Origin of the sequence: uncultured Clostridium sp. (genome assembly GCF_910588715.1) — a bacterium.
Classification (GTDB): domain Bacteria; phylum Bacillota; class Clostridia; order Clostridiales; family Clostridiaceae; genus Clostridium.
Genome location: NZ_CAJURG010000003.1, coordinates 277,066 through 298,557 on the forward strand (window position 1 = coordinate 277,066; position 21,492 = coordinate 298,557).

General features: G+C 26.2%; 18 protein-coding genes. 1 reads left to right on the forward strand and 17 read right to left on the reverse strand.

Annotation, left to right across the window (positions count from 1 at the left end):
• Positions 1–4 precede the first annotated feature (4 nt).
• The 3 genes from QZ321_RS07670 to uvrA all read right to left on the reverse strand — a co-directional run bounded on the left by QZ321_RS07670 (position 5) and on the right by uvrA (position 4,663).
• Positions 5–1,228, reverse strand: coding sequence for an FtsW/RodA/SpoVE family cell cycle protein (locus QZ321_RS07670; RefSeq protein WP_291748572.1), 1,224 nt, complete (start codon positions 1,226–1,228; stop codon positions 5–7).
• A gap of 87 nt (positions 1,229–1,315) precedes the next feature.
• Positions 1,316–1,762 (reverse strand): FHA domain-containing protein, encoded by a 447-nt coding sequence (locus QZ321_RS07675; protein WP_291742751.1) that lies wholly within the window; start codon positions 1,760–1,762, stop codon positions 1,316–1,318.
• A gap of 75 nt (positions 1,763–1,837) precedes the next feature.
• Positions 1,838–4,663 carry an excinuclease ABC subunit UvrA gene (uvrA, locus tag QZ321_RS07680; protein ID WP_291748578.1) on the reverse strand — a complete coding sequence of 942 codons (2,826 nt, stop codon included), beginning with the start codon at positions 4,661–4,663 and terminating at the stop codon, positions 1,838–1,840.
• Positions 4,664–5,031: 368 nt separating this feature from the next.
• Between uvrA and QZ321_RS07685 the strand changes: the two genes are divergently transcribed.
• Positions 5,032–5,433, forward strand: a complete 402-nt coding sequence (locus QZ321_RS07685; RefSeq protein ID WP_291748581.1) for a sigma factor-like helix-turn-helix DNA-binding protein — start codon at positions 5,032–5,034, stop codon at positions 5,431–5,433.
• Positions 5,434–5,464: 31 nt separating this feature from the next.
• On the opposite strand, the gene QZ321_RS07690 is transcribed toward QZ321_RS07685, so the two are convergent.
• The 14 genes from QZ321_RS07690 to QZ321_RS07755 all read right to left on the reverse strand — a co-directional run bounded on the left by QZ321_RS07690 (position 5,465) and on the right by QZ321_RS07755 (position 21,409).
• A complete protein-coding gene (locus QZ321_RS07690) occupies positions 5,465–6,010 on the reverse strand; it encodes a hypothetical protein (RefSeq protein WP_291748583.1) in 546 nt (181 codons plus the stop codon).
• Between the two features lie 139 nt (positions 6,011–6,149).
• A complete protein-coding gene (locus QZ321_RS07695) occupies positions 6,150–6,695 on the reverse strand; it encodes a hypothetical protein (RefSeq protein WP_294196525.1) in 546 nt (181 codons plus the stop codon).
• Positions 6,696–7,053: 358 nt separating this feature from the next.
• Positions 7,054–7,599, reverse strand: a complete 546-nt coding sequence (locus QZ321_RS07700) for a hypothetical protein (protein ID WP_291748586.1) — start codon at positions 7,597–7,599, stop codon at positions 7,054–7,056.
• A gap of 117 nt (positions 7,600–7,716) precedes the next feature.
• The gene (locus QZ321_RS07705; protein ID WP_291748589.1) at positions 7,717–10,074 is read right to left on the reverse strand and encodes a peptidoglycan-binding protein; all 2,358 of its coding nucleotides are present in this window, start codon (positions 10,072–10,074) and stop codon (positions 7,717–7,719) included.
• A gap of 142 nt (positions 10,075–10,216) precedes the next feature.
• Positions 10,217–10,420 carry a BhlA/UviB family holin-like peptide gene (locus QZ321_RS07710; protein WP_291743785.1) on the reverse strand — a complete coding sequence of 68 codons (204 nt, stop codon included), beginning with the start codon at positions 10,418–10,420 and terminating at the stop codon, positions 10,217–10,219.
• Positions 10,421–10,609: 189 nt separating this feature from the next.
• A complete protein-coding gene (locus QZ321_RS07715) occupies positions 10,610–11,491 on the reverse strand; it encodes a HAMP domain-containing sensor histidine kinase (protein ID WP_291748592.1) in 882 nt (293 codons plus the stop codon).
• Between the two features lie 125 nt (positions 11,492–11,616).
• Positions 11,617–13,233, reverse strand: coding sequence for an ABC transporter permease (locus QZ321_RS07720; protein ID WP_291748596.1), 1,617 nt, complete (start codon positions 13,231–13,233; stop codon positions 11,617–11,619).
• On the reverse strand, positions 13,226–13,939 hold the full coding sequence (locus QZ321_RS07725; protein ID WP_291748599.1) for an ABC transporter ATP-binding protein: 714 nt from the start codon (positions 13,937–13,939) through the stop codon (positions 13,226–13,228). The genes QZ321_RS07720 and QZ321_RS07725 overlap by 8 nt, the downstream gene beginning before the upstream one ends.
• Positions 13,940–14,000: 61 nt before the next feature.
• Positions 14,001–14,882 carry an ABC transporter permease subunit gene (locus tag QZ321_RS07730; protein ID WP_291748603.1) on the reverse strand — a complete coding sequence of 294 codons (882 nt, stop codon included), beginning with the start codon at positions 14,880–14,882 and terminating at the stop codon, positions 14,001–14,003.
• Positions 14,875–15,798 carry an ATP-binding cassette domain-containing protein gene (locus QZ321_RS07735; protein ID WP_291748606.1) on the reverse strand — a complete coding sequence of 308 codons (924 nt, stop codon included), beginning with the start codon at positions 15,796–15,798 and terminating at the stop codon, positions 14,875–14,877. The genes QZ321_RS07730 and QZ321_RS07735 overlap by 8 nt, the downstream gene beginning before the upstream one ends.
• Before the next feature lie 112 nt (positions 15,799–15,910).
• Positions 15,911–16,606: a response regulator transcription factor gene (locus QZ321_RS07740; protein WP_291748609.1), complete on the reverse strand. Its 696-nt coding sequence runs from the start codon at positions 16,604–16,606 to the stop codon at positions 15,911–15,913.
• A gap of 261 nt (positions 16,607–16,867) precedes the next feature.
• Complete coding sequence (gene uvrB, locus QZ321_RS07745) at positions 16,868–18,838, reverse strand: excinuclease ABC subunit UvrB (RefSeq protein WP_291748611.1); 1,971 nt, start codon at positions 18,836–18,838, stop codon at positions 16,868–16,870.
• Positions 18,839–18,860: 22 nt separating this feature from the next.
• The gene (locus tag QZ321_RS07750) at positions 18,861–20,129 is read right to left on the reverse strand and encodes a PDZ domain-containing protein (protein ID WP_291748614.1); all 1,269 of its coding nucleotides are present in this window, start codon (positions 20,127–20,129) and stop codon (positions 18,861–18,863) included.
• Positions 20,130–20,143: 14 nt separating this feature from the next.
• Positions 20,144–21,409, reverse strand: a complete 1,266-nt coding sequence (locus QZ321_RS07755) for a S41 family peptidase (protein ID WP_291748617.1) — start codon at positions 21,407–21,409, stop codon at positions 20,144–20,146.
• Between the last annotated feature and the right edge of the window lie 83 nt (positions 21,410–21,492).

Consider the following 21,492-nt stretch of genomic DNA (forward strand, 5'->3'; position numbering starts at 1 on the left):
CCTTTTATGCCTCCTCTGATATTTTTTGCAATATTCCTAAAGCAAAGAATATTGTCAATACTGACGACCCACCATAGCTTATAATAGGTAAAGTTATTCCTGTTAATGGTATAACAGAAAAAATTCCACCGATTATAACTAAGGTTTGACATGCTATCATTGTACTAAATCCAACAGCTATTAATTGCGAGTATTTATCGTCTGTAACAAATGCAGCTCTTATTCCTCTATAAAATAATAAGAAATATACTATCATAAGTCCAATTGCAAATATTATTCCAAACTCTTCACAGATAATTGCATAAATCATATCACTTTCTTTAACTGGTAAGTTTTGAAAATGACCTTCACCTAAACCAACTCCAAATAATCCACCAGCTGCAATTGAATACATTCCTTCAACTATTTGGTATGATTCATTTAAAGCATACTTCCAAGGATCAAGCCAAATCTTAACTCTTTCCCTTACATGTCCAAACATAGAATATCCCGCAACTGATCCAACAGCAGCTAATCCTAGTGCTGTAAAGACATATCTTTTTCTAGACGTTGAAACATATAATAATGTTATAGAAATACCAAAGAATATAAGAGCACTTCCTAAATCTCTTTGAAGCACCATACATCCCATAGAAAATCCTGCTACTAATGCAGGTTGCCAAAGTTGTTTAAATTCATCTATAAATCTATCCTTAACTTGATAATTAGCTAAAGCTGATGCTAAATACAATACAAGCGCTATCTTACCAAACTCAGATGGTTGAAAAGAAATAACATTTCCTATTATAATCCAGTTTTTTGCTCCATATTGTTCTGTACCAAAAATTAATGCTAATGGCATTAATATTAACGTTATTATCAGATATACATTTTTATATTTTGCAAAACTTCTTAAATCAGGTAAAATTACCACAATTAAAATATATGCAACAATACCAATAGCAATCCAAACCAATTGCTTAATGGAAGTTAATCTATCTATTCTATATAATGTTGCTACTCCTACTACCGATAATACACTTGAAAAAATTAGTATAAACTTATCTCCATCTGGATAAAATCTTCTAATTACAAAGTGGGAATAGCCTATTAAAACACATAAAACTACTCCTATTACTACTGCAAATGTATCAAAAGGTTTTTGTAAAAAACCTAAGGTTGTAAAAAGTAGTAAGCATAAAAGATACACTAACCTAAGTAATCTTTTTTCACGCTTTAATGATTTCATAAATCCACCCCTACTCTTTAAATAAAACATTTTCCCTATATTAAACATGTGTAAAATCAAATAAACTTAAATCTTAGATTTTTAATTTTAATTACCTGACTTTAACACTTTAAAAATAGCACTTCCTATTTTAATTTCATCTCCTGAAATAAGTTTAAACTTTTCTTCTACCTTTTCCCCATTAACATATACACCATTTGTACTGTTTAAATCCTCAACATATAAATTATTATTTTTAGTATATATCTTTGCATGATTGCCAGAGACAAAAGGTTCAGTTAATACAATTGTATTTTCTTGCTTTCTTCCTAATGTTGTTACTCCCCTTATAGGTATTACTGAACCTTGTTCTAAGCTAGAGTTAACACCCGTTTGAATAAGCTCTATACCATATCTTATACCTGAATTGTTATTTTTTCTTTTACCAGTCTTAACATCCTTATACATTATTTTTAACGCATAATATATAATGACATATAGTAAAATCACAAAAAATATTCCAGCTATAAATGTGGTTGCATTCCTAAAACTCATATTTTCACCTCAAATTAATGTATGTTTACCATTATATATTAAATGTTATTGTAAAAAATAACAAGTCATCTAATATTATCTTAATAACTTTTTAAGATATTTTCCCGTATATGATTCATCTTTTTTTACTATTTCTTCTGGTTTACCTTGAGCTACTAAAGTACCACCCTTATCTCCACCTTCAGGTCCTAAGTCTATTATATAATCAGCACACTTAATCATATCTAAATTATGCTCAATAACTATAACAGTATTTCCTGCATCCACTAACCTTTGTAATATATATACTAATCTATTAACATCATCAACATGAAGCCCTGTTGTTGGTTCATCTAAAATATATAATGTCTTTCCTGTGCTTCTCTTTGATAATTCAAAAGCAAGTTTAATTCTTTGAGCTTCCCCTCCTGATAATTGAGTTGATGGTTGCCCTAATCTTATATATCCTAATCCTACATCCTTTAGTGTTTGAATTTTATTTTTTATTCTTGGTATATTCTCAAAGAATTCTAAAGCCTCTTCTACAGTCATATTTAAAATATCATCAATATTTTTTCCCTTATATTTAACCTCAAGAGTTTCTCTATTATATCTCTTACCCTTACAAACTTCACAAGGAACATAAACATCAGATAAAAATTGCATTTCTATTTTTATAATTCCATCACCTGAACAAGCTTCGCATCTTCCGCCTTTTACATTAAAACTAAATCTTCCCGGTTTATAACCTCTCATTTTAGCTTCTGGTGTTTGTGCAAATAATTCTCTTATTATATCAAAAGTTCCTGTATAAGTTGCTGGATTTGAACGTGGTGTTCTTCCTATAGGACTTTGATCTATATCAATAATTTTATCTATACTTTCATATCCAGTTATTTCTTTATAAGTTCCTGTTGGATTTTTACTCTTATTTATTGTTTTGTTTAATCCTTTATAAAGAATTTCATTTACTAATGTACTTTTACCAGAACCAGAAACACCAGTAACCATTGTTAATACACCTAAGGGGAATTTAACTGTTAAATTTTTAAGATTATTTTCCTTAGCCCCAACAACTGTAATAAACTGTCCATTACCTTCTCTTCTTTCTTCTGGAACCTTAACTTCTTTTTCTCCTGTTAAATATTGACCTGTTATAGATTCTTTGCATTGCTTAATTTCATCTACAGTTCCTGCTGCAACAATTTGTCCTCCATGTTCTCCTGCTCTTGGACCAATATCTACTATAAAATCTGCTTCTCTCATGGTATCTTCATCATGTTCAACAACTATAACAGTATTACCAACATCTCTTAAATTTTTTAAAGTTTGAATTAACTTATCATTATCTCTTTGATGTAATCCAATACTAGGTTCATCTAAAATATATAAAACACCCATTAATGCAGAACCAATTTGAGTTGCAAGTCTAATTCTTTGAGCCTCTCCCCCAGAAAGCGTTCCTGAACTTCTTGATAAATTTAAATAATCCAATCCAACGTCTACTAAAAATTTCAATCTATTTTTTATTTCTTTAACTATTTGATCACTTATTATTTGTTCCTTTTCAGTAAAGCTTAATGAATTAATAAAATCTAATTCTTCCTTAATAGGCAGTTGTGTAAACTCATATATGTTTTTATCTCCAACTGTAACTGCTAAAACTTCTTTATTAAGCCTAGCACCTTTACATTTTGGACAATACTTATTACTCATGTATTGTTCAATTTCACCTTTAATAAAATCAGAATTTGTTTCTTTATATCTTCTTACAAGTGAATTTATCTCTCCATCATATGCATAAGAATACTTTCCTTCAACTCCATCTTTAGTATAAGTAACTATTAACTTATGACCATTTGTTCCATATAATAATAAGTCTAAATGCTCCTTTGATAATTCTTTTATAGGTCTATTTAAATCTAAATCATATTCCTCACTTAATGCCTTTAAGATAGCATAAGTCCATGAATCCTCCTTTAATCTTCCTTCACCCCAAGTTGCAATAGCTCCTTCCATTACACTTAGGTTTTTATTTGGAATAACTAAGTCCTCATCTATTTCCATTAATGTTCCTAAGCCATCACATTTTTCACACTTTCCAAAAGGAGCATTAAAAGAAAACATTCTTGGTTCAAATTCTTGTATATTAATTCCGCAATCCGGACAGGCAAAATTTTCACTAAATAAAATATCCTTATCTCCAATTACATTTATTATTACTAGACCTTCACCCAATTTTAATGCAGATTCTAAAGAATCACTTAATCTTCTTTCAATTCCTTCTTTGATAACAAGTCTGTCTACAACAGCTTCTATATTGTGCTTTTTATTTTTTTCTAACTTTACTTCCTCTTCTGCTAGTTCATATATTTCACCATCAATCCTAGCTCTTACATATCCATTCTTTTTAATTCCATCTAATACCTTTTCGTGAGTTCCCTTTTTTCCTCTTATAATTGGTGCTAAAACCTGAATTTTAGTTTTATCCCCAATACTCATTATTTGATCCACAATTTGATCCACAGATTGCTTACTTATTACTTTGCCACACTTAGGACAATGTGGAATTCCAACTCTTGCATACAATAATCTTAAATAATCATATATTTCAGTTATTGTTCCTACTGTAGACCTTGGATTTTTACTAGTTGTTTTTTGGTCTATTGATATTGCTGGTGATAAACCTTCAATATAATCAACATCGGGCTTATTCATTTGCCCTAAAAATTGTCTTGCATATGATGATAAAGATTCAACATATCTTCTTTGACCTTCTGCATATAATGTATCAAAAGCTAATGAGGATTTACCTGAACCTGATAATCCTGTAAATACTATTAATTTATCTCTTGGTATTTCTAATGATACATTCTTTAAATTATGTACTCTAGCACCTTTTACTATAATCTTATCTTTCATATTTATTACCTCTTTAATAAACTTGATTATTTTATTTTTGTCAGAAATATTATCTTTTACTCTCGAACAAACATTCTTTATTTAATTTTAGATTTGTTAATTTTAATTGTCAATTATATTTAATTTTAAATAAATTTAATACATTTAAAAATACTTTTCATTTTTTCATCTTATATATGTAAATACACTCTCTTCTCTATATTTGTAAATTTTTACAAATATAGAGAGATAATCAAAAGATGTTTTTATATTTTTTTACAATTTTTTATTTTAAACGAATTTTAATATAATTACTTTTTATATATTTAATAAAGTTTACGTTTACGTTTGCAAAACTTCTTTCTTTTTAAAAAGAAGGATGGAATGCAATGAGTAAAGATTTAATTTTTAAAATTAGGAATATACAAAATAATAAGAATAGCAAAGATATACTAGAAATCTTAAATACTTATGAAGATAAACAATTGTTATCCTATTTATCTAAATCTTTAAAAAATGAATATATAAGGTTATCAAAGAAAAATGATAAGCAAAAAAATAATGAATATTACAATTGTGAAGATAAAGAATTAGGATTTAATCTTATAGAAAGTAATATAGAAACTTTAGATATTATTGATACCTTAAACGATTATGAAAAGAATATAATAAAACTAATTATAATTAACGGCTATAGTCCCGCAGAAATTGCTAAAAAAATGGGGAAATCAAGGCAGGCAATAAATCAAGCAAAAATTAGAGCATTAAATAAGTTAAAAAATTTTATCTAACTTAATAAAAATAGGATTCAAATTTTGAATCCTATTTTTGTTTCTTCTTATCACTCTTAACTTTAGAAAGCATATTTATAAATTCAATTTTTGCTTCCTCATTTTCAAATACATAATTAGGTATAATTAAAGTAAAATTAGGAAGTTTTTCATCCCTTCTAAATATAAATATATTATCATCATTTTGTATAATCTTTGTTATATCTTTAAACTTAAAATTGCATGGTGGCATCTTACTAAATTGATTATACTTAATTTCTTCTTTATCTTCCTCAATTAAAACTTCTTTTTTATCCGATAAATTATAAGCATTTGCAATCCAATTAAACATCTTTCTATTTATTAATAAAAAAAGCTTTGGAGCAAATATCCCTAAAATTGATGGAATAATCATGTAAGAAAAAAGCTTTATTAATTCATTAGTAGTTAACAAATATCTACTCCAAAAATATATAAAAAGTATTAACATCGGAGCAAAAATATACAAAAAAATATATTTTGCTTTTTCTACTCTTAAAATGTTAAACTTCAATAATTCGTCATACTCTTTAGAAGTATTTGTATAACTTAATTTCATAATTTATCTCCCCCATATAAATATACTTATCATTTTTTATAGTACCTTTTATATCACTAAATAAAAATAAATAGTAATAACATTTCTACACATCTTAATAAAGATGATATTAACTAGAATAAGATTCAAATTTTGAATTCTATTTTTGTTTCTTCTTATTACCCTTACCTTTAGAAAGCATATTTATAAATTCAATTCTTTCTTTTTCATCTTCAAATACATAATTAGGTATAATTAAAGTAAAATTAGAAGCTTGCATATCCTTCCTAAATATAAATATATTATCTTCATTTTGTACAATTCTTTTAATATCCTTAAACTTAAAATTACATGGTGGCATTTTACAAAATTGATTATAAATAATTTCTTCTTTATCTTTGTCAATTAAAACTTCTTTTTTATCTGATAACTTAAATAACTTTCCTAATCTTTTAAAGACTTTTCTATTTATTAAGAAAAAAATCTTTGGAGCAAGTATGCCTAAAATTGATAAAACAATCATATAAGAAAAAAGTATTAATACTTTTTTGCTTGTTAAGAAATATTTGCTCCAAAAATATAAAACAAATATTGCAATTGGAGCACATACGTATAAAAAAATATATTTTCTTTTTTCTGTTGTTAAAAGATTAAACTTTAGTAATTCATCATACTCTTTAGAAGTATTTGTATAACTTAATTTCATAATTTATCTCCCCCATACAAATATCATTATAATTTTATTTAAACATATTTTTTACAATAATTATAATATTAAATATTTCCAATGATCTATTTTAATCAATTTGTAATAATCTCAATATATTAAGTTTATATATGTTTACTTTTATTTATTAAGGGTAATTTAAATTTTCACTTTTAAATGCACTATTTGGCATAATTAAAGCTAATATAGATACTAATCTATATTTTATAAAAATATAAATATACTTATCATTTTTTATAAGACCTTTTATATCACTAAATAAAAATAAATAGTAATAACATTTCTACACATCTTAATAAAGATGATATTAACTAGAATAAGATTCAAATTTTGAATTCTATTTTTGTTTCTTCTTATTACCCTTACCTTTAGAAAGCATATTTATAAATTCAATTCTTTCTTTTTCATCTTCAAATACATAATTAGGTATAATTAAAGTAAAATTAGGAATTGTTTCATCTTTTCTAAATATAAATATACTATTTTCACCTTGTATAATCTTTTTTATATCTTTAAACTTAAAATTGCAAGGTGGTAGTTTACCAAATTGAATATAAATAATTTCTTCTTTCTCTTCATCAATTAAAACTTCTTTTTTATCAGATAAATTAAAAATCTTTGAGAACACTTTAACAAGTTTTTTATTTACTAAGAAAAAAAACGTTGGAATAAATATAAATAAAATCGATAAAACAATCATATAAGAAAAAAGTATTAGTAATTCTTTGGTTGTTAAGAAATATCTACTCCAAAAATATAAAGCAACTATGGCAATTGGGGCACATATGTATAAAAAAATATATTTTCTTCTTTCTGTTGCTAAAAGATTAAACTTTAGCAATTCGTCATACTCTTTAGAAGTATTTGTATAGCTTAATTTCATAATTTTTCTCCATAAATACAATTATAATTCTATTTAAACATACTTTTTAAAATAATAAAATATATTATAATTATAAATAAGAAAAGAGGATTACTTTAACTAATCCTCTTTTTTTAATTAAGCAATTGCCCAAATTATAAATTTTAATACAGACTGAACTATTTTATAACCACCAGCTATTTCTGCAACTCCTAAATAATATGATGCTACTATCAAAGCAGTAAATGCTATTGAAGCACCTAAGTCAAATACTTTTGAATAATCTATATTTGATCCAGCTGGTACATCTGATAATTTCATTCCAACTGGCGTAGTTAATACTGCTTGTGGTCTAAGCCCCGGTCTCTTAAACAAGCTAGGAGTTACTGTAATAATAACTCTTTGGTAAAGAGTTGAAGCTAATTTTAAATTTGAATATGTTTTTGAGGTTACAGAGCCTTCAAGAATAATCATTAAGGTTCCATCATTTTCTAAAGCAATATAATATTTTATAATATCATTTATATTACGAGCTGCTACTAATTTAGAAATTGATGAAGCTATCATTCCTTTAGTAAGAGAATGCTCAACACCAGCTGTATTTAAACTATTGAATAAGTTTGTTGCAATAGTGTCTTTAGAATAAGCTATGTTTATAAAATTATTTGGACTATTTCCTAATTTGTTTGTAAATGAAGCTTCAAATTGTACCCTTACTATTGGATCAAAATTTATTATTTGTGGTGGCGTTTTTGTATTAAAAGCTTCAATTTCTAAATTAGCCCCTTCAAATAATCCAATTTTATTGACTTCTTTAATTATTTCATTTATTGGTGATGAATTAAAAATAAACTTCCAAGTTGTAGGCCCAACAATTCCATCAGCAGTAATTCCAAATGCCATTTGTAACTTTATTACTGCATTTTTTGTATCATTTCCATAATAACCGTCAGGAGTTCCACAATTAAATCCTAAAGAATTTAATTTATTTTGAACAGCTCTAACATCCTCACCATACATTAAAGGCGATGTAACTTCTAAATCTCTACTATATTCAGAGCTAGTATTACCATTAGATGATCCACCTGTAGAACCATCTATAGAAGTATTAGCAATTTGATTTGCTATTACAGAAGCAAATTCATCTTCTCTAGTTTTTAATTTATTTGCATCACCAGAATTATTAATAAATGCAGTTTCTATAAGAATAGATGGCATATTAGATAATCTTAAAACTGCAAAATTTGCTTCTTTATGACCTCTATTAGTAAGTCCTAACCTGTTTGCTAATGCTGATGCCATGTTCTTTGATAATAATTTTGTTGATGAATTAGCAGTTGGATGTGTATAACATTCAGTTCCATTAGCTGAAGAAGCAGTTGCTGAATTACAATGTATAGATACAAAAAGGTCAGCACCCCAAGCGTTAGCCTGTGCAGATCTATCTGATAAAGATACTGCTATATCTGTACTTCTACTAAATCTAACTTCAAATCCTTTTGAAACTAATATATTTCCAATCTTTTTAGATATTGATAATACAACATTTTTTTCATCTAATCCATTTCCAGATGCTCCGGGGTCACTTCCACCATGACCTGGATCAATAAATATTTTCTTCATATTACTTGTTACTCCATTTCCCCCTGAGCTTGAAGTACTAAATAAAGTATTCCATGTTGTAGGGCCTACTTCTCCATCAACATCAAGTCCCCTTGCAGATTGAAAATTCATAACAGCAATTCTAGTGGCTTCACCATAATAACCATCAGCTATGCCCACATTATAACCTAAAGAATTTAGTTTGTTTTGAACATTTATAATATCTTCACCATACATTAAAGGTGCTGTAAGCTTTAATATTCTATTATATCCACTACCACCAGAAGTAGATGTATTAAATAAAATATTCCAAGTATTAGGCCCCACTTCTCCATCAGCGCTAAGTCCCTTAGCTAATTGAAAGTTAATAACTGCTTCTCTAATCATATTGCCAAAGTAACCATCAGCAGTACCTGCAACATAACCTAAAGAGTTTAATTTATTTTGAACTGCTCTAACATCTTCTCCATACATCAAAGGTGAAGTAAGTTTTAGTATTCTACTATAACTATTTCCACCAGATACACTATCAAATAATACATCCCAAGTAGTAGGTCCAACTTGACCATCAGCAGTTAATCCATGTTTTGTTTGAAATGAAATAATAGCATTATATGTAGCCTCTCCAGCTAATCCATCAACAACTCCAACATTATATCCTTTTTTATTTAATTGAGATTGAATTGTAGATATTTCATTTCTTAATGTATCCCAAGTAAAATCACCTACTATTCCATCACTAACTAATCCATACTTTGTTTGAAATTTTGTTACAGCAATTCGTGTTCCTTCTCCAAACTCTCCATCAAATCCATTTGGTGAACAACATAAAATATGTAAGCCATATTGAAGATATTTAACATTATCTCCTATATCCCCTAATTGTAATAACATAATAACTTCTCCTTTTCATTAACGTAATATTTTAAAAGTTAATCCCTTATTAATTTAAATTCTCTTAATTGACTAGTCATATATTTAAAAGAAAACCATAGTTGATTTGTAAACACCTAAAATATTTTTTTATTAAAATAATTTAAGCATTATCCTTGTGTAATCCATTTTTTATATCTTCTAAATCATCTTTTATTGTTAAAAGAATTTCATTTACCTGTTGAATTATTTTTTGATAATTTTCTTCTCTAATTTGATTTTGTTTTAAAGTATAAAATAGAAGATATACAAATAATAAAGTGAAAATTCCCTCTGTTGTTAAAATTTTAAATAATTCAGTATCCACTTAAATCATTCCCCCTTCATAATATATAAAGTAAATAATATTCAAAAAGTAAACTTTATAATTTTATATATAATAATTTAGAAATAATCTTATAAAAATAAAAAAATATCCAGACTTGCTTAATTAACAAATCCGGATATTCTCCTGAAATTAATTATTTAAAATGAAAATATTTATTCAATTACTTCCTTATTCCCACACTATTCTTATTATTAAGTTTTCTTCTTCTATTTTTGCATCTATAAAGTATCCTAATCTTTCTACTAATATCTTTGTTATATATAATCCTAATCCAGTATTTTTATCGCTCCTAGAATTACCTACAGTATAAAATCTATCAAATAATTTATCTAAATTTTCTTCTGTTACTTCTGTTACATTATTAATAAACTCTGTAACTATTAAATTATCTTCTTGCTTTAAAGTTATCTTTACAAAATTTCCACCATGCTTAATCATATTTCCTATTAAGTTTGAAAAAATCCTAGAAATAGCTACATTATCAGATATAATTTCTTTAATGTTTTCTTCAACTTCAATAATTGGTTCAATATTGTTATTTATAAAATCATTATAAAATACAGCAATGTTTTCACATAATACATTACTTAAATTAACTTTTTTATAATTAAACTTATATTCATTTCCTTCTATTCTTGATAAATCATAAAAACTATTTATAAGTTGTTGCAGAGATTTTGTTCTTCTCTCTACAATTTCTATATATTCTTTTTTATCACCTTCAGATTGTTTTTCTGATTTTATCATTTGCAAATAACCAATTATAGATGTTAATGGTGTTCTTAAATCGTGAGACATATTTGTTATACTTGCTCTTAGTTTTTCTTCATTTTCCTTCTTTTCTGCTACTATCTTTTGTTTTGAATCAAAAATTAAATTTATACTTTGAATTAGATTTTCAACATCTTTATCTATAGATGTTGTTTTTAAGTTTATATATTCATCTAAATTATTAATAATTTCTTTATTTATTCTTCTAAACTCTCTTTTATATCCTAAAATAATAGCACTTAAAATTCCTATTATAACTATTAAAAATATTACTATCATATTTTTATAATTTAATTCCTCTCTTTTTCTTTTTATTATAAATTAAACATATCTAAAGACTAAATTATATAAAAAATATCTCTGAGATTTAATTTAATACTTTATAAACCTCAGAGATATTTTATTTATAATTTATTAAATTTTTCACTTCCAATATTATTTAATGTTTTAATTGAAATAAATAACATAATTAAAAATACTGCTAATACTATAATTAAAATAATATCCATGTTATTAATATTAAATACATAAGTTAATAAAATTGTTATCCCCACTACCCCTAATATTAATAAGAATATACTTAAAATAGTAATCATTACACTTGCACTTTGCTTTACTACTGTTGTAGGATTTGTCCATTCCATTTTAGGAAAATATAAATTAACTATTAATCCTATTACTGATGATAAGACACAAAATACTATACTTATTGATAAATTTAACATTAAATATTTAAAATTATATTTTAAACCTATATAAAATATAATATTCGCTATAATTACAGCTGGTATTGTTATTATTAAGTTAGTTATTATCTTTCCCTTAAATATTTCTTTAGGTTCTATTGGCAAAACCTTTAATATCCATAGTCTATTTCCTTCTAATGATATAGACGAATTAGTTGTACAAGATAAACCAATAGTAAATATTAAAACAACTAATATTGCTATTGGAATTATATTTACTATTTCAGTATATTTAAATAATTCTGCCAATGTTTCTTTACTTATAAATAAAGTGGCTATTGAACCTGCAACTAATAATACCATACCAATTGCAGTATTCATTACATAAATAGGTGTTGCAAAATATCTTTTTATTTCTTGATTAACTAAAGATTTAGTTATACTACTTGTTTCTAATTTTTTAATTTTATAATTTGCTCTTTTATAGCTTTCTGAAAGTTTTCCATTTATTACTTTAAATGTTTTACTAAACACAAAAATAAATATTATAAATGGAATTATTGAAACTGCTATAAGTTTTGCTAAACTAACTAAATCAAAGTTTACCAAAGCATTTTTTAAATATAAAGCCGGCAGATATATATTAGATAATCCATTTACTATAAATTCACTGTTTGCAATAAATTTATTAATATAATTTTGCATATTAATTAAAACTACCATAATTAATAAAGTAGCTATCATTCCGACCACTATAGTTAGCGTATTTTTATGTTTAAATCTTGATGAAATAAAAGTTATAATTACTGCTATTATTGCTGATGCTATTATTGGAATCATTGGTACAAAAATTAAACCAATCAATAATACACAAAAAAAGCTCCAAGATAAATTTCCATTATAAATAAAATATACTATTGATGCTGGTATTATTATAAGTGCTGTTTCTATATAATTTATACTCATTAAGCTTAATATTTTGCTAGTTAATATTGTACTATTTTTTATAGGAAGAGACATTAACAAATCATAATCCTTAGAACTAAATAATGTACCTTGTGCCTTATAAATTGATGTAATAAAACTTAAAATGCTAGAAACTAATACAGCAATTATTAATATTAAATCTAAATATCCCATTGGTTTTAATACTGTTGCTAATGCAATTGAATATGATGTAGACATAAACCAAATTACTATAGCTATTAATATTAAAGTTAGACTTGTAATAGTTAATTTCTTTTTTTCTTTAGAGCTATCTATATTTTTAGTTAAAGAATTAATACCTGTACTATTTATAAATGAATTTTTCAATAAAACAAATAAGTTACTCATTATCAATCAACTCCATAAATACATCTTCTAATGAATTATTTCCTTTAACCTCTTCCATAGTTCCTACTGTAACTATCCTTCCATCCTTAATAATTGCAATTTTGTCACATAGTTTTTCTGCAACCTCTAAAACATGAGTTGAAAAGAATATTGCACTACCTTCATTACAAACTTCTCTCATTATTTCTTTAAGAGTATGTGATGCTTTAGGGTCTAATCCAACAAATGGCTCATCTAATATTAATAGTTTAGGCTTATGAATTAATGCTGAAATAATTGCTAATTTTTGTTTCATTCCATGAGAATATGATGATATTAAATCTCCTAAATATTTGGTTAGTTCAAATTTATCTCCATAATATCTAATTAAGTTTTCCCTTTGCTCTTTGCTTACTTTATAAATATCAGCTATAAAACTTAAATATTGTATTCCTGTTAAAGCATCATAAAGATCAGGATTATCTGGAATATATGCCATTACCTTTTTGCATTCTATTGGATTCTTTTTAATAGATTTATTATCTATTAAAATATCACCCTCATTAAATTCTAAAATTCCAATTATAGATTTAATAGTAGTTGTTTTACCTGCTCCATTATGACCTATAAATCCAAATATTTCTCCCTTGTTTACTTTTAATGATATATTGTCTACAACTCTTTTACCTTTTGAATATTCTTTTGAAAAATTTTTTATATATAACATAAAAACCCCCACTTTAAATATTAAAGCTTAATTTTAATATAATATTTAGTTAATTATAAAACTATTTAATATCTTGAAACTTAAATAACTTTATTCCTGTAAATAATGAAATTATTATTGTTATCAAGGAAATTACTGTAGATTTAATTAAATCTACATTACCTGCTTTAATAGAAGTCGCTAATGCAGAATTATAAAATGGTAAAACTTCATAAATTCTATCAAACCAAGGATATATTCCATATAAAAATCCCACTAATAATGGTATAACCGTAAATATTGCTACTGATATTCCAATTGTCGCTCCATTACTTTTTACTAATATTGCTATAACCATAATTAAAGAAGCTACAGCTGAACTAGCCATAAGCGATACTATAAATGTTTTTATCATTCCTAAAACTTGAGAAATCTCAAAACTTTGACCCCATCCATTAAATAAAGTAAATATTATTGTTGGTGTTATAGTTATAATCATTAAAATTATAGTAATTGCTATAACAATGGATATAAACTTTGACAAATAAAATTCTTCTCTTCTTTTACCGTAAGCTAAAAAATTTTTAATTGTTCCTTGTGAATATTCCTTTGCCAATAATGCACCTACTAATATTCCTATTAATATTTCTATTACTCCTGACCCAAAAGAAGCATGAAATATCTCTATTGCAGTTGGATTCATTATATCCTTAGCTTGTAAATGGATACCTATTTGATTTAACATTACTACTTCATCATTATTTGATAATGATGTCATTTGTTTCATAATCATTTCCTTTTGAGCTTCTGGCAAACTTCCTAAACTATCCATAATAATTTGATTGAAAAATTTTGAACCCATAAATATTGTTAATACTGCTAATAAAATTGCAATAATCATTAATACTTTAAATGCTCTATTCTTAAATAATTTATATAGCTCTGCTTGTATAGACTTAATCATTTAATACACCTCCAATTACATTCATAAAGTATTCTTCTAAATTCTCACCCTTTACCCCTATACTTTCAACAATTATGCCTGAATTCGAAAGAATTGAATTAACTTCTCCAACGTTATCTAAATTAGAAAATACTTTTATCTTTTTATTAGATAAAACTTGATAATCATTTATTCCTAACTTTCTTTCAAGAATAATTACTGTTCTAGATGTATCATCAACTTTTAAATCTATATACTTTCTACACTTTTCTTTTAATTCTTGCGATGTTATTTCTTCAATCAATTTTCCATTTGATATTATTCCATAAGTTGTTGCAAGTTCTGATAATTCACTTAATATATGACTTGATATTAGTATTGTCATATCTTTTTCCTTATTTATTTTCTTTAATAACTCTCTTATTTCAATTATCCCCATAGGGTCAAGTCCATTTATAGGCTCATCTAAAATAAGAATCCTTGGATTTCCCATTATAGCATTTGCAATACCTAACCTTTGTTTCATTCCTAAAGAAAAATTTTTAACCTTTTTCTTTTCAATATTCTTTAATCCAACTAACTCTAATACTTCATCAACACATTTATTTCCCGGAATATTTCTTATTCTTCTAGACACCTCTAAGTTTTCTCGTGCTGTCATATTATTATAAAATGAAGGTGTTTCAATTAAACTTCCAACCATTGTTCTTGCTTTATTTAATTCATTTTCTGAACTTGCACCTAAGAGTTCAATATCTCCATTAGTTTTGTGAATTAGCCCTGTAATAAGTCTTATTAATGTTGTTTTACCTGCACCATTTTGACCTATAAAGCCATATATCTCACCTTTTTTAATTGTCATATTAACATTATTTACTGCTATTTGATTTCCATATTTTTTAGTAATATTATAAGTTTTTAATATAACATCTTTCATTTTATTTGCTCTCCTAATAAACCTAATTATTATTGTTTAATTGATTAACTTTATTTTATATTTATAGTTATAAGATAACTTAAAGCAAATATTAAGAAAGTATTAAGTTTAATTAATCTTTAAGCTTAAATCCAATTCCCCATACTGTTTGTATGTATTCATTATCTTTATCAAACTTTGAAAGCTTATTTCTTAAATTACTTACATGAACATTGACAGTATTATCATATCCCATAAACTCATCATTCCAAACAGACTCAAAGAGATTTGATCTAGTAAAAACCTTATTAGGATTGGTAATCAATAAATTTAGTATATCAAATTCTATAACTGTTAAATTTACTTCTTTTTTATTAACAAAAACTTGTCTGCTATCAATATCTAACTCCAAATTTTTATGAATTATCTTATTATTAATATTATTTTTAGTAAAAAATTTTGTATATCTTCTTAACTGAGCTTCAACTCTAGCTAATAATTCGTTGATATCAAATGGCTTTATTATAAAATCATCTGCTCCTAATTTAAGTACGGATATTTTATCCTCAGTGCTTGTTTTAGCTGAAGAAACTATTATTGGCATAAAATAATTTTTTCTTATTTCTTTTATTAACTCTTCTCCTGATACTCCCGGTAACATCAAATCCAAAATTATAAGATCATATTCAAATTGTTCTATACACATCTTTGCCTCAGAACCAGAATAAGTTCCTCTAACATCATATCCATTTTGAATTAATATTTTACATAAAAGTCCGTTAATATCTGAATCATCTTCAACTACTAATATTTTTTTATTTAATATCATGTTAACATTCACCTCAAAAACAAAGTATTATGTAAATTATACCAAACATTAGATACTTTAATTTAAAATTTTATAAAAAAAACTGATTCCTATAATTTAATATAGGAATCAGTTTTTATATATGAGAGTAAAATTTTCGATATTTAATTTTTATATAGATTTCAAAACTATTCGCCTTTATTATAACATAACTAATTACAATTTAATTATGAGAGTTATAAATGATATATATAAAAATATTTAATATCATTTCCAAGGAAATTATTCTTCTTTAAGTTTATTAATCATATCTCTAAGTTCTGCCGCTCTCTCAAATTGAAGATTTTTAGCTGCATCTTTCATTTCTTCTGTATATTGTTTAATTAACTTATTTTTCTCCTTAGGAGTTAATTCAACTGCTTCGTCTACAATATAGTCAGCTTCCTCTTCAGCAACTTTTGTTGCTTCAATTACAGCCCTCACATCTTTAATAATAGTTTTAGGTATAATTCCATGTTCTTCATTGTATTGCATTTGAATTTCCCTTCTTCTATTAGTTTCTTTAATTGCTCTATCCATAGAACCTGTAATTTTATCTGCATACATTATAACTTTACTTTCTGAATTTCTAGCTGCCCTACCTATAGTTTGAATCATTGAAGTTTCAGAACGTAAAAATCCTTCCTTATCTGCATCTAAAATTGCAACAAGTGCAACCTCTGGAATATCTAATCCCTCTCTAAGTAAATTTATTCCAACAAGAACATCGAACTTTCCTAATCTTAAATCTCTTATTATCTCCATTCTTTCAATAGTTTTTATATCTGAATGCATATAAGTAGTTTTAATTCCAAGTTCACTTAAATACTTAGTTAAATCTTCAGCCATTTTTTTAGTTAAAGTTGTTACTAATGTTCTAAATCCTCTTTCAGTAGTTTTTAAAATTTCAGCATAAAGGTCATCTATTTGCCCTGTTACTGGTCTTATTTCAACCACAGGGTCTAATAATCCTGTAGGTCTAATTATTTGTTCAGCTATATTAGTTGAATGATCTAATTCATATTGGGCAGGTGTTGCAGATACAAATATGATTTGATTAATTTTACTTTCAAACTCGGTAAATTTTAATGGTCTATTATCATAAGCACATGGAAGCCTAAATCCATATTCAACTAGTGTATCTTTTCTTGATTTATCACCAGCATACATTGCTCTACATTGTGGTAAAGTAACATGACTTTCATCTATAAACATTAAATAATCATCTGGAAAATAATCTAATAATGTTTTTGGTGGAGTACCAGCCTTTCTTCCATCTAATATCCTTGAATAATTTTCTATTCCGCTACAATATCCCATTTCTTTAATCATTTCTATATCGTAATTAGTTCTTTGCCTTAATCTTTGTGCCTCTAGTAATTTATCTTGAGAGATTAATTCTTTTAATCTATCTTCAAGTTCATCTTCTATTTCTTTTATTGCTTTATCTAAAACTTCTTGTGATGCAGCAAAGTGAGATGCTGGGAATATAGCAACATGCTCTCTTTCACCTAATATTTTTCCTGTTAAAACATCAAATTCTCTTATTCTTTCTATCTCATCACCAAAAAACTCAATTCTAATTCCTTTTGTAGAAGAAGAGGCTGGAATAATATCTAAGGAATCTCCTCTTACTCTAAAAGTACCTCTTGAAAAGTCAATATCATTTCTTTCATATTGAATTTCTATTAGATTCTTTATTATTTCATCTCTTTCTTTTTCCATTCCAACCCTTAAAGAAATTGTAAGCTTCTTGTATTCATCTGGATTTCCTAAACCATATATACAAGAAACAGAAGCTACTATTATTACATCTTTTCTTTCAAATAATGCCGATGTAGCTGAGTGTCTTAACTTATCTATTTCATCATTTATTGCTGCATCTTTTTCAATAAATGTATCTGTTTGAGGTACATATGCTTCTGGTTGATAGTAATCATAATATGAAACAAAATATTCAACTATATTATTAGGAAAAAACTCTCTAAATTCTGAACATAACTGTGCGGCTAAAGTTTTATTATGTGCTAAAACTATAGTTGGCTTTTGGACCTTTTCAATTATATTTGCCATGGTATAAGTTTTTCCTGAACCAGTTACACCTAAAAGAGTTTGATACTTCTCATTGTTTTTTATACCATTTGCTAAACTTTCAATTGCTGTTGGTTGATCTCCTGTGGGGTTAAATTTAGAATGAATCTTAAATTCTCCCATATATTCACCTCCAATTTAAGTTTTATTTCTTATTTTTAAGTTCATTTATTATATTCTTTATCTCATCTGGCCTTATTTCAAACATCTCTTCTTTTTTAACCATTTTAGGAACTAATAAAAGTCCTAATCTTTTATTTCTAGGTTTTATATCATATTTGAAAACTTGTCCCGAATTATTTTTAATTTTAAGTGAAACTTTAAATAAGTTTTCTCTAGCTGCCTTAAAAATATCTCCTTCTGATTTTATATTTTGTCCATTAACTTCTATTATTTTATCTCCACGCTTTAACCCAACTTCATAAGCCGGTGAATTAGGGGTAACTTCAAGAATCATTATTCCTTCATCATCACTTACATATAAACATTTTCCATTTTTCTCTACTCTATACTCATATTTCATAATTAATTCAAGAACTAATGGAGCATATATTATAGCTATTATTTCTCCTAATATATTAATGCTACCTAATTGGGCCACTAAACTAACTGTTAATCCGTATATTAAAATAGTAATACCGCATCTTAGTGATTTTTTTTTCTTTTCTTGAGTAAATGTAACATTACTATATCCTACTATTCCGTATAAAGGAATACTAGCTATCATTACAGTAGTTACTAAAGAAGTTAAAACTTTATTATTTATAATTGGCCACCAACTTGCTAAGTTTGAATAAATTGAATCATGGTTTGCTACACTATCATTAAAAATCATAAGTATAGCAATTGGTATTGGCCAATATCTACTAAACGAAAATCCTCCCGCTATTTTATCATCTCTTTTTGTAAATACAGGTATTGCTCCTCTATTTCCATCAATTATAATTAGCAAACCTTCCAAAATATAAATTATACCTATAAATGTCATTAATGATACTATATCTACATTTAAAAGCAGCTTCATTCCTGTAAGATTACTAAAAATATTTAATAAAACTCCTACAATACCTAATATGGCACTCGAATATGCATATGATATATACCTCTTTTTATAAAATAAAAATAATATAGATATCATAAATATAAATTCTATTCCTGAATTTTCACTAAATGTAACGCCAAGAACAGATAATACTACACTTCCAATTGTACCTGCTAATATTCCTAATACAATTTGAGACAATGTAAGTTCTAGAGGGGTATTTAACCCCTCTCCTAATGTCATCTTTTGAATGGATACTATCTTAATATTTTTTAAATAAAATATTATCCCAAATACTACAAGCATAATTAAATGTACTGGCTCAATTATTGCTACTGCTATAGACTTTAAACTATGAATTACTAAATCCATTCAAGCCTCCTAAACTAATTCTTCTCTCTTATTACCTCTAATGCTTTTTGAAATTGTGGATCAATATTTCTATCATAATCCATTTTTAATACCTCTTGTGGTATTTCTACTAATATATCTGGTTCTATTCCTATGCCATGGATATTTTCACCATTTGGTGTGTAATACTTTGATACTGTAACTTTAAGTCCTCCCATATCATTAGGTAAAACTTTAAGTTGTTGAACTATACCCTTACCAAATGTTTTTGTACCTATAATTGTTGCAGCTTTATAATCTCTTAAAGCCCCAGTTACAACTTCTGAAGCACTAGCACTTCCACCATTTACAAGTACAACTAACGGCATTCCAATAGCATTTCCTCCTATTGAGTTTGATGTTACTTTCTTATCATACTTATCAATTGTGTAAGTAATTACTTCCCCACTTGGAATAAAATTAGAAACCATCTCAACACACTCATTTAAGTATCCACCTGGATTTCCTCTTAAATCTAATATTAGTTTTTTCATTCCTTGTTGTTTTAATTCATTTAATTTTTCATTAAACTTATCACTTAATTCCTCATCACTAAAGGTTGTTATTTGCATATAACCAATTCCATCTTCTAAAATTTCTCCCTTTACTGACTCTGTTTTAATCTCATCTCTGACTATATTAATATCAAAAGGTTCTTCTATACCTTCACGTTTAACCTTTAATGTAACTGGCTCACCTTTTTCTCCTCTTACTCTAGAAACAACTGCTTCTACATTTAAATCCTTTACTTCATAATCATCAACTTTTAGTATTATGTCTCCATCTTTTAATCCTGCTTTTTCTGCTGGTGAACCTTTAATTGGAGATATTATTTTTACATTATTATCTCTAACACCTAATTGAGCTCCTATTCCATAAAAGCTTCCTTGGCTTGATTCCATAAATGATTTAAATTCATCTCTATCCATATAAACAGTATATGGATCTCCTATAGCATCAGCCATTCCCTTCATAGCACCTTCTAAAAGTTTCTCATCATCAATTTCACCATTATACATTGAAAATAACATACTTCTCAAATTAAATAAATTTGAATACTTTTCTGTATCTTTAATATCCTCTAAATCACTGACTGCCTTTGATGGTATAGAACCAATAACAATCCCTTTAGTAGCTAGAATATTTCCTAAGTAAAATACCCCTACATAGGTTACAAGTATTATAACTATCAGAACTAAATATTTAACTACTCCTCTTTTTCTATTGTTCGAATTTTCCTCTTGCATTTTATAATTCTGCATAAATTCTCTTTCCTTTCTGCATAAAATAAAATTTATATTATTATAAATTCCCCCTTATTCACTTAAAACTACAACCCATAACC

Bases quoted from the DNA above. Each gene is read 5' to 3' on its own strand.
- QZ321_RS07670 (WP_291748572.1), bottom strand. From the start codon at position 1,228: ATGAAATCATTAAAGCGTGAAAAAAGATTACTTAGGTTAGTGTATCTT.
- QZ321_RS07675 (WP_291742751.1), bottom strand. From the start codon at position 1,762: ATGAGTTTTAGGAATGCAACCACATTTATAGCTGGAATATTTTTTGTG.
- uvrA (WP_291748578.1), bottom strand. From the start codon at position 4,663: ATGAAAGATAAGATTATAGTAAAAGGTGCTAGAGTACATAATTTAAAG.
- QZ321_RS07685 (WP_291748581.1), top strand. From the start codon at position 5,032: ATGAGTAAAGATTTAATTTTTAAAATTAGGAATATACAAAATAATAAG.
- QZ321_RS07690 (WP_291748583.1), bottom strand. From the start codon at position 6,010: ATGAAATTAAGTTATACAAATACTTCTAAAGAGTATGACGAATTATTG.
- QZ321_RS07695 (WP_294196525.1), bottom strand. From the start codon at position 6,695: ATGAAATTAAGTTATACAAATACTTCTAAAGAGTATGATGAATTACTA.
- QZ321_RS07700 (WP_291748586.1), bottom strand. From the start codon at position 7,599: ATGAAATTAAGCTATACAAATACTTCTAAAGAGTATGACGAATTGCTA.
- QZ321_RS07705 (WP_291748589.1), bottom strand. From the start codon at position 10,074: ATGTTATTACAATTAGGGGATATAGGAGATAATGTTAAATATCTTCAA.
- QZ321_RS07715 (WP_291748592.1), bottom strand. From the start codon at position 11,491: ATGATAGTAATATTTTTAATAGTTATAATAGGAATTTTAAGTGCTATT.
- QZ321_RS07720 (WP_291748596.1), bottom strand. From the start codon at position 13,233: ATGAGTAACTTATTTGTTTTATTGAAAAATTCATTTATAAATAGTACA.
- QZ321_RS07725 (WP_291748599.1), bottom strand. From the start codon at position 13,939: ATGTTATATATAAAAAATTTTTCAAAAGAATATTCAAAAGGTAAAAGA.
- QZ321_RS07730 (WP_291748603.1), bottom strand. From the start codon at position 14,882: ATGATTAAGTCTATACAAGCAGAGCTATATAAATTATTTAAGAATAGA.
- QZ321_RS07735 (WP_291748606.1), bottom strand. From the start codon at position 15,798: ATGAAAGATGTTATATTAAAAACTTATAATATTACTAAAAAATATGGA.
- QZ321_RS07740 (WP_291748609.1), bottom strand. From the start codon at position 16,606: ATGATATTAAATAAAAAAATATTAGTAGTTGAAGATGATTCAGATATT.
- uvrB (WP_291748611.1), bottom strand. From the start codon at position 18,838: ATGGGAGAATTTAAGATTCATTCTAAATTTAACCCCACAGGAGATCAA.
- QZ321_RS07750 (WP_291748614.1), bottom strand. From the start codon at position 20,129: ATGGATTTAGTAATTCATAGTTTAAAGTCTATAGCAGTAGCAATAATT.
- QZ321_RS07755 (WP_291748617.1), bottom strand. From the start codon at position 21,409: ATGCAGAATTATAAAATGCAAGAGGAAAATTCGAACAATAGAAAAAGA.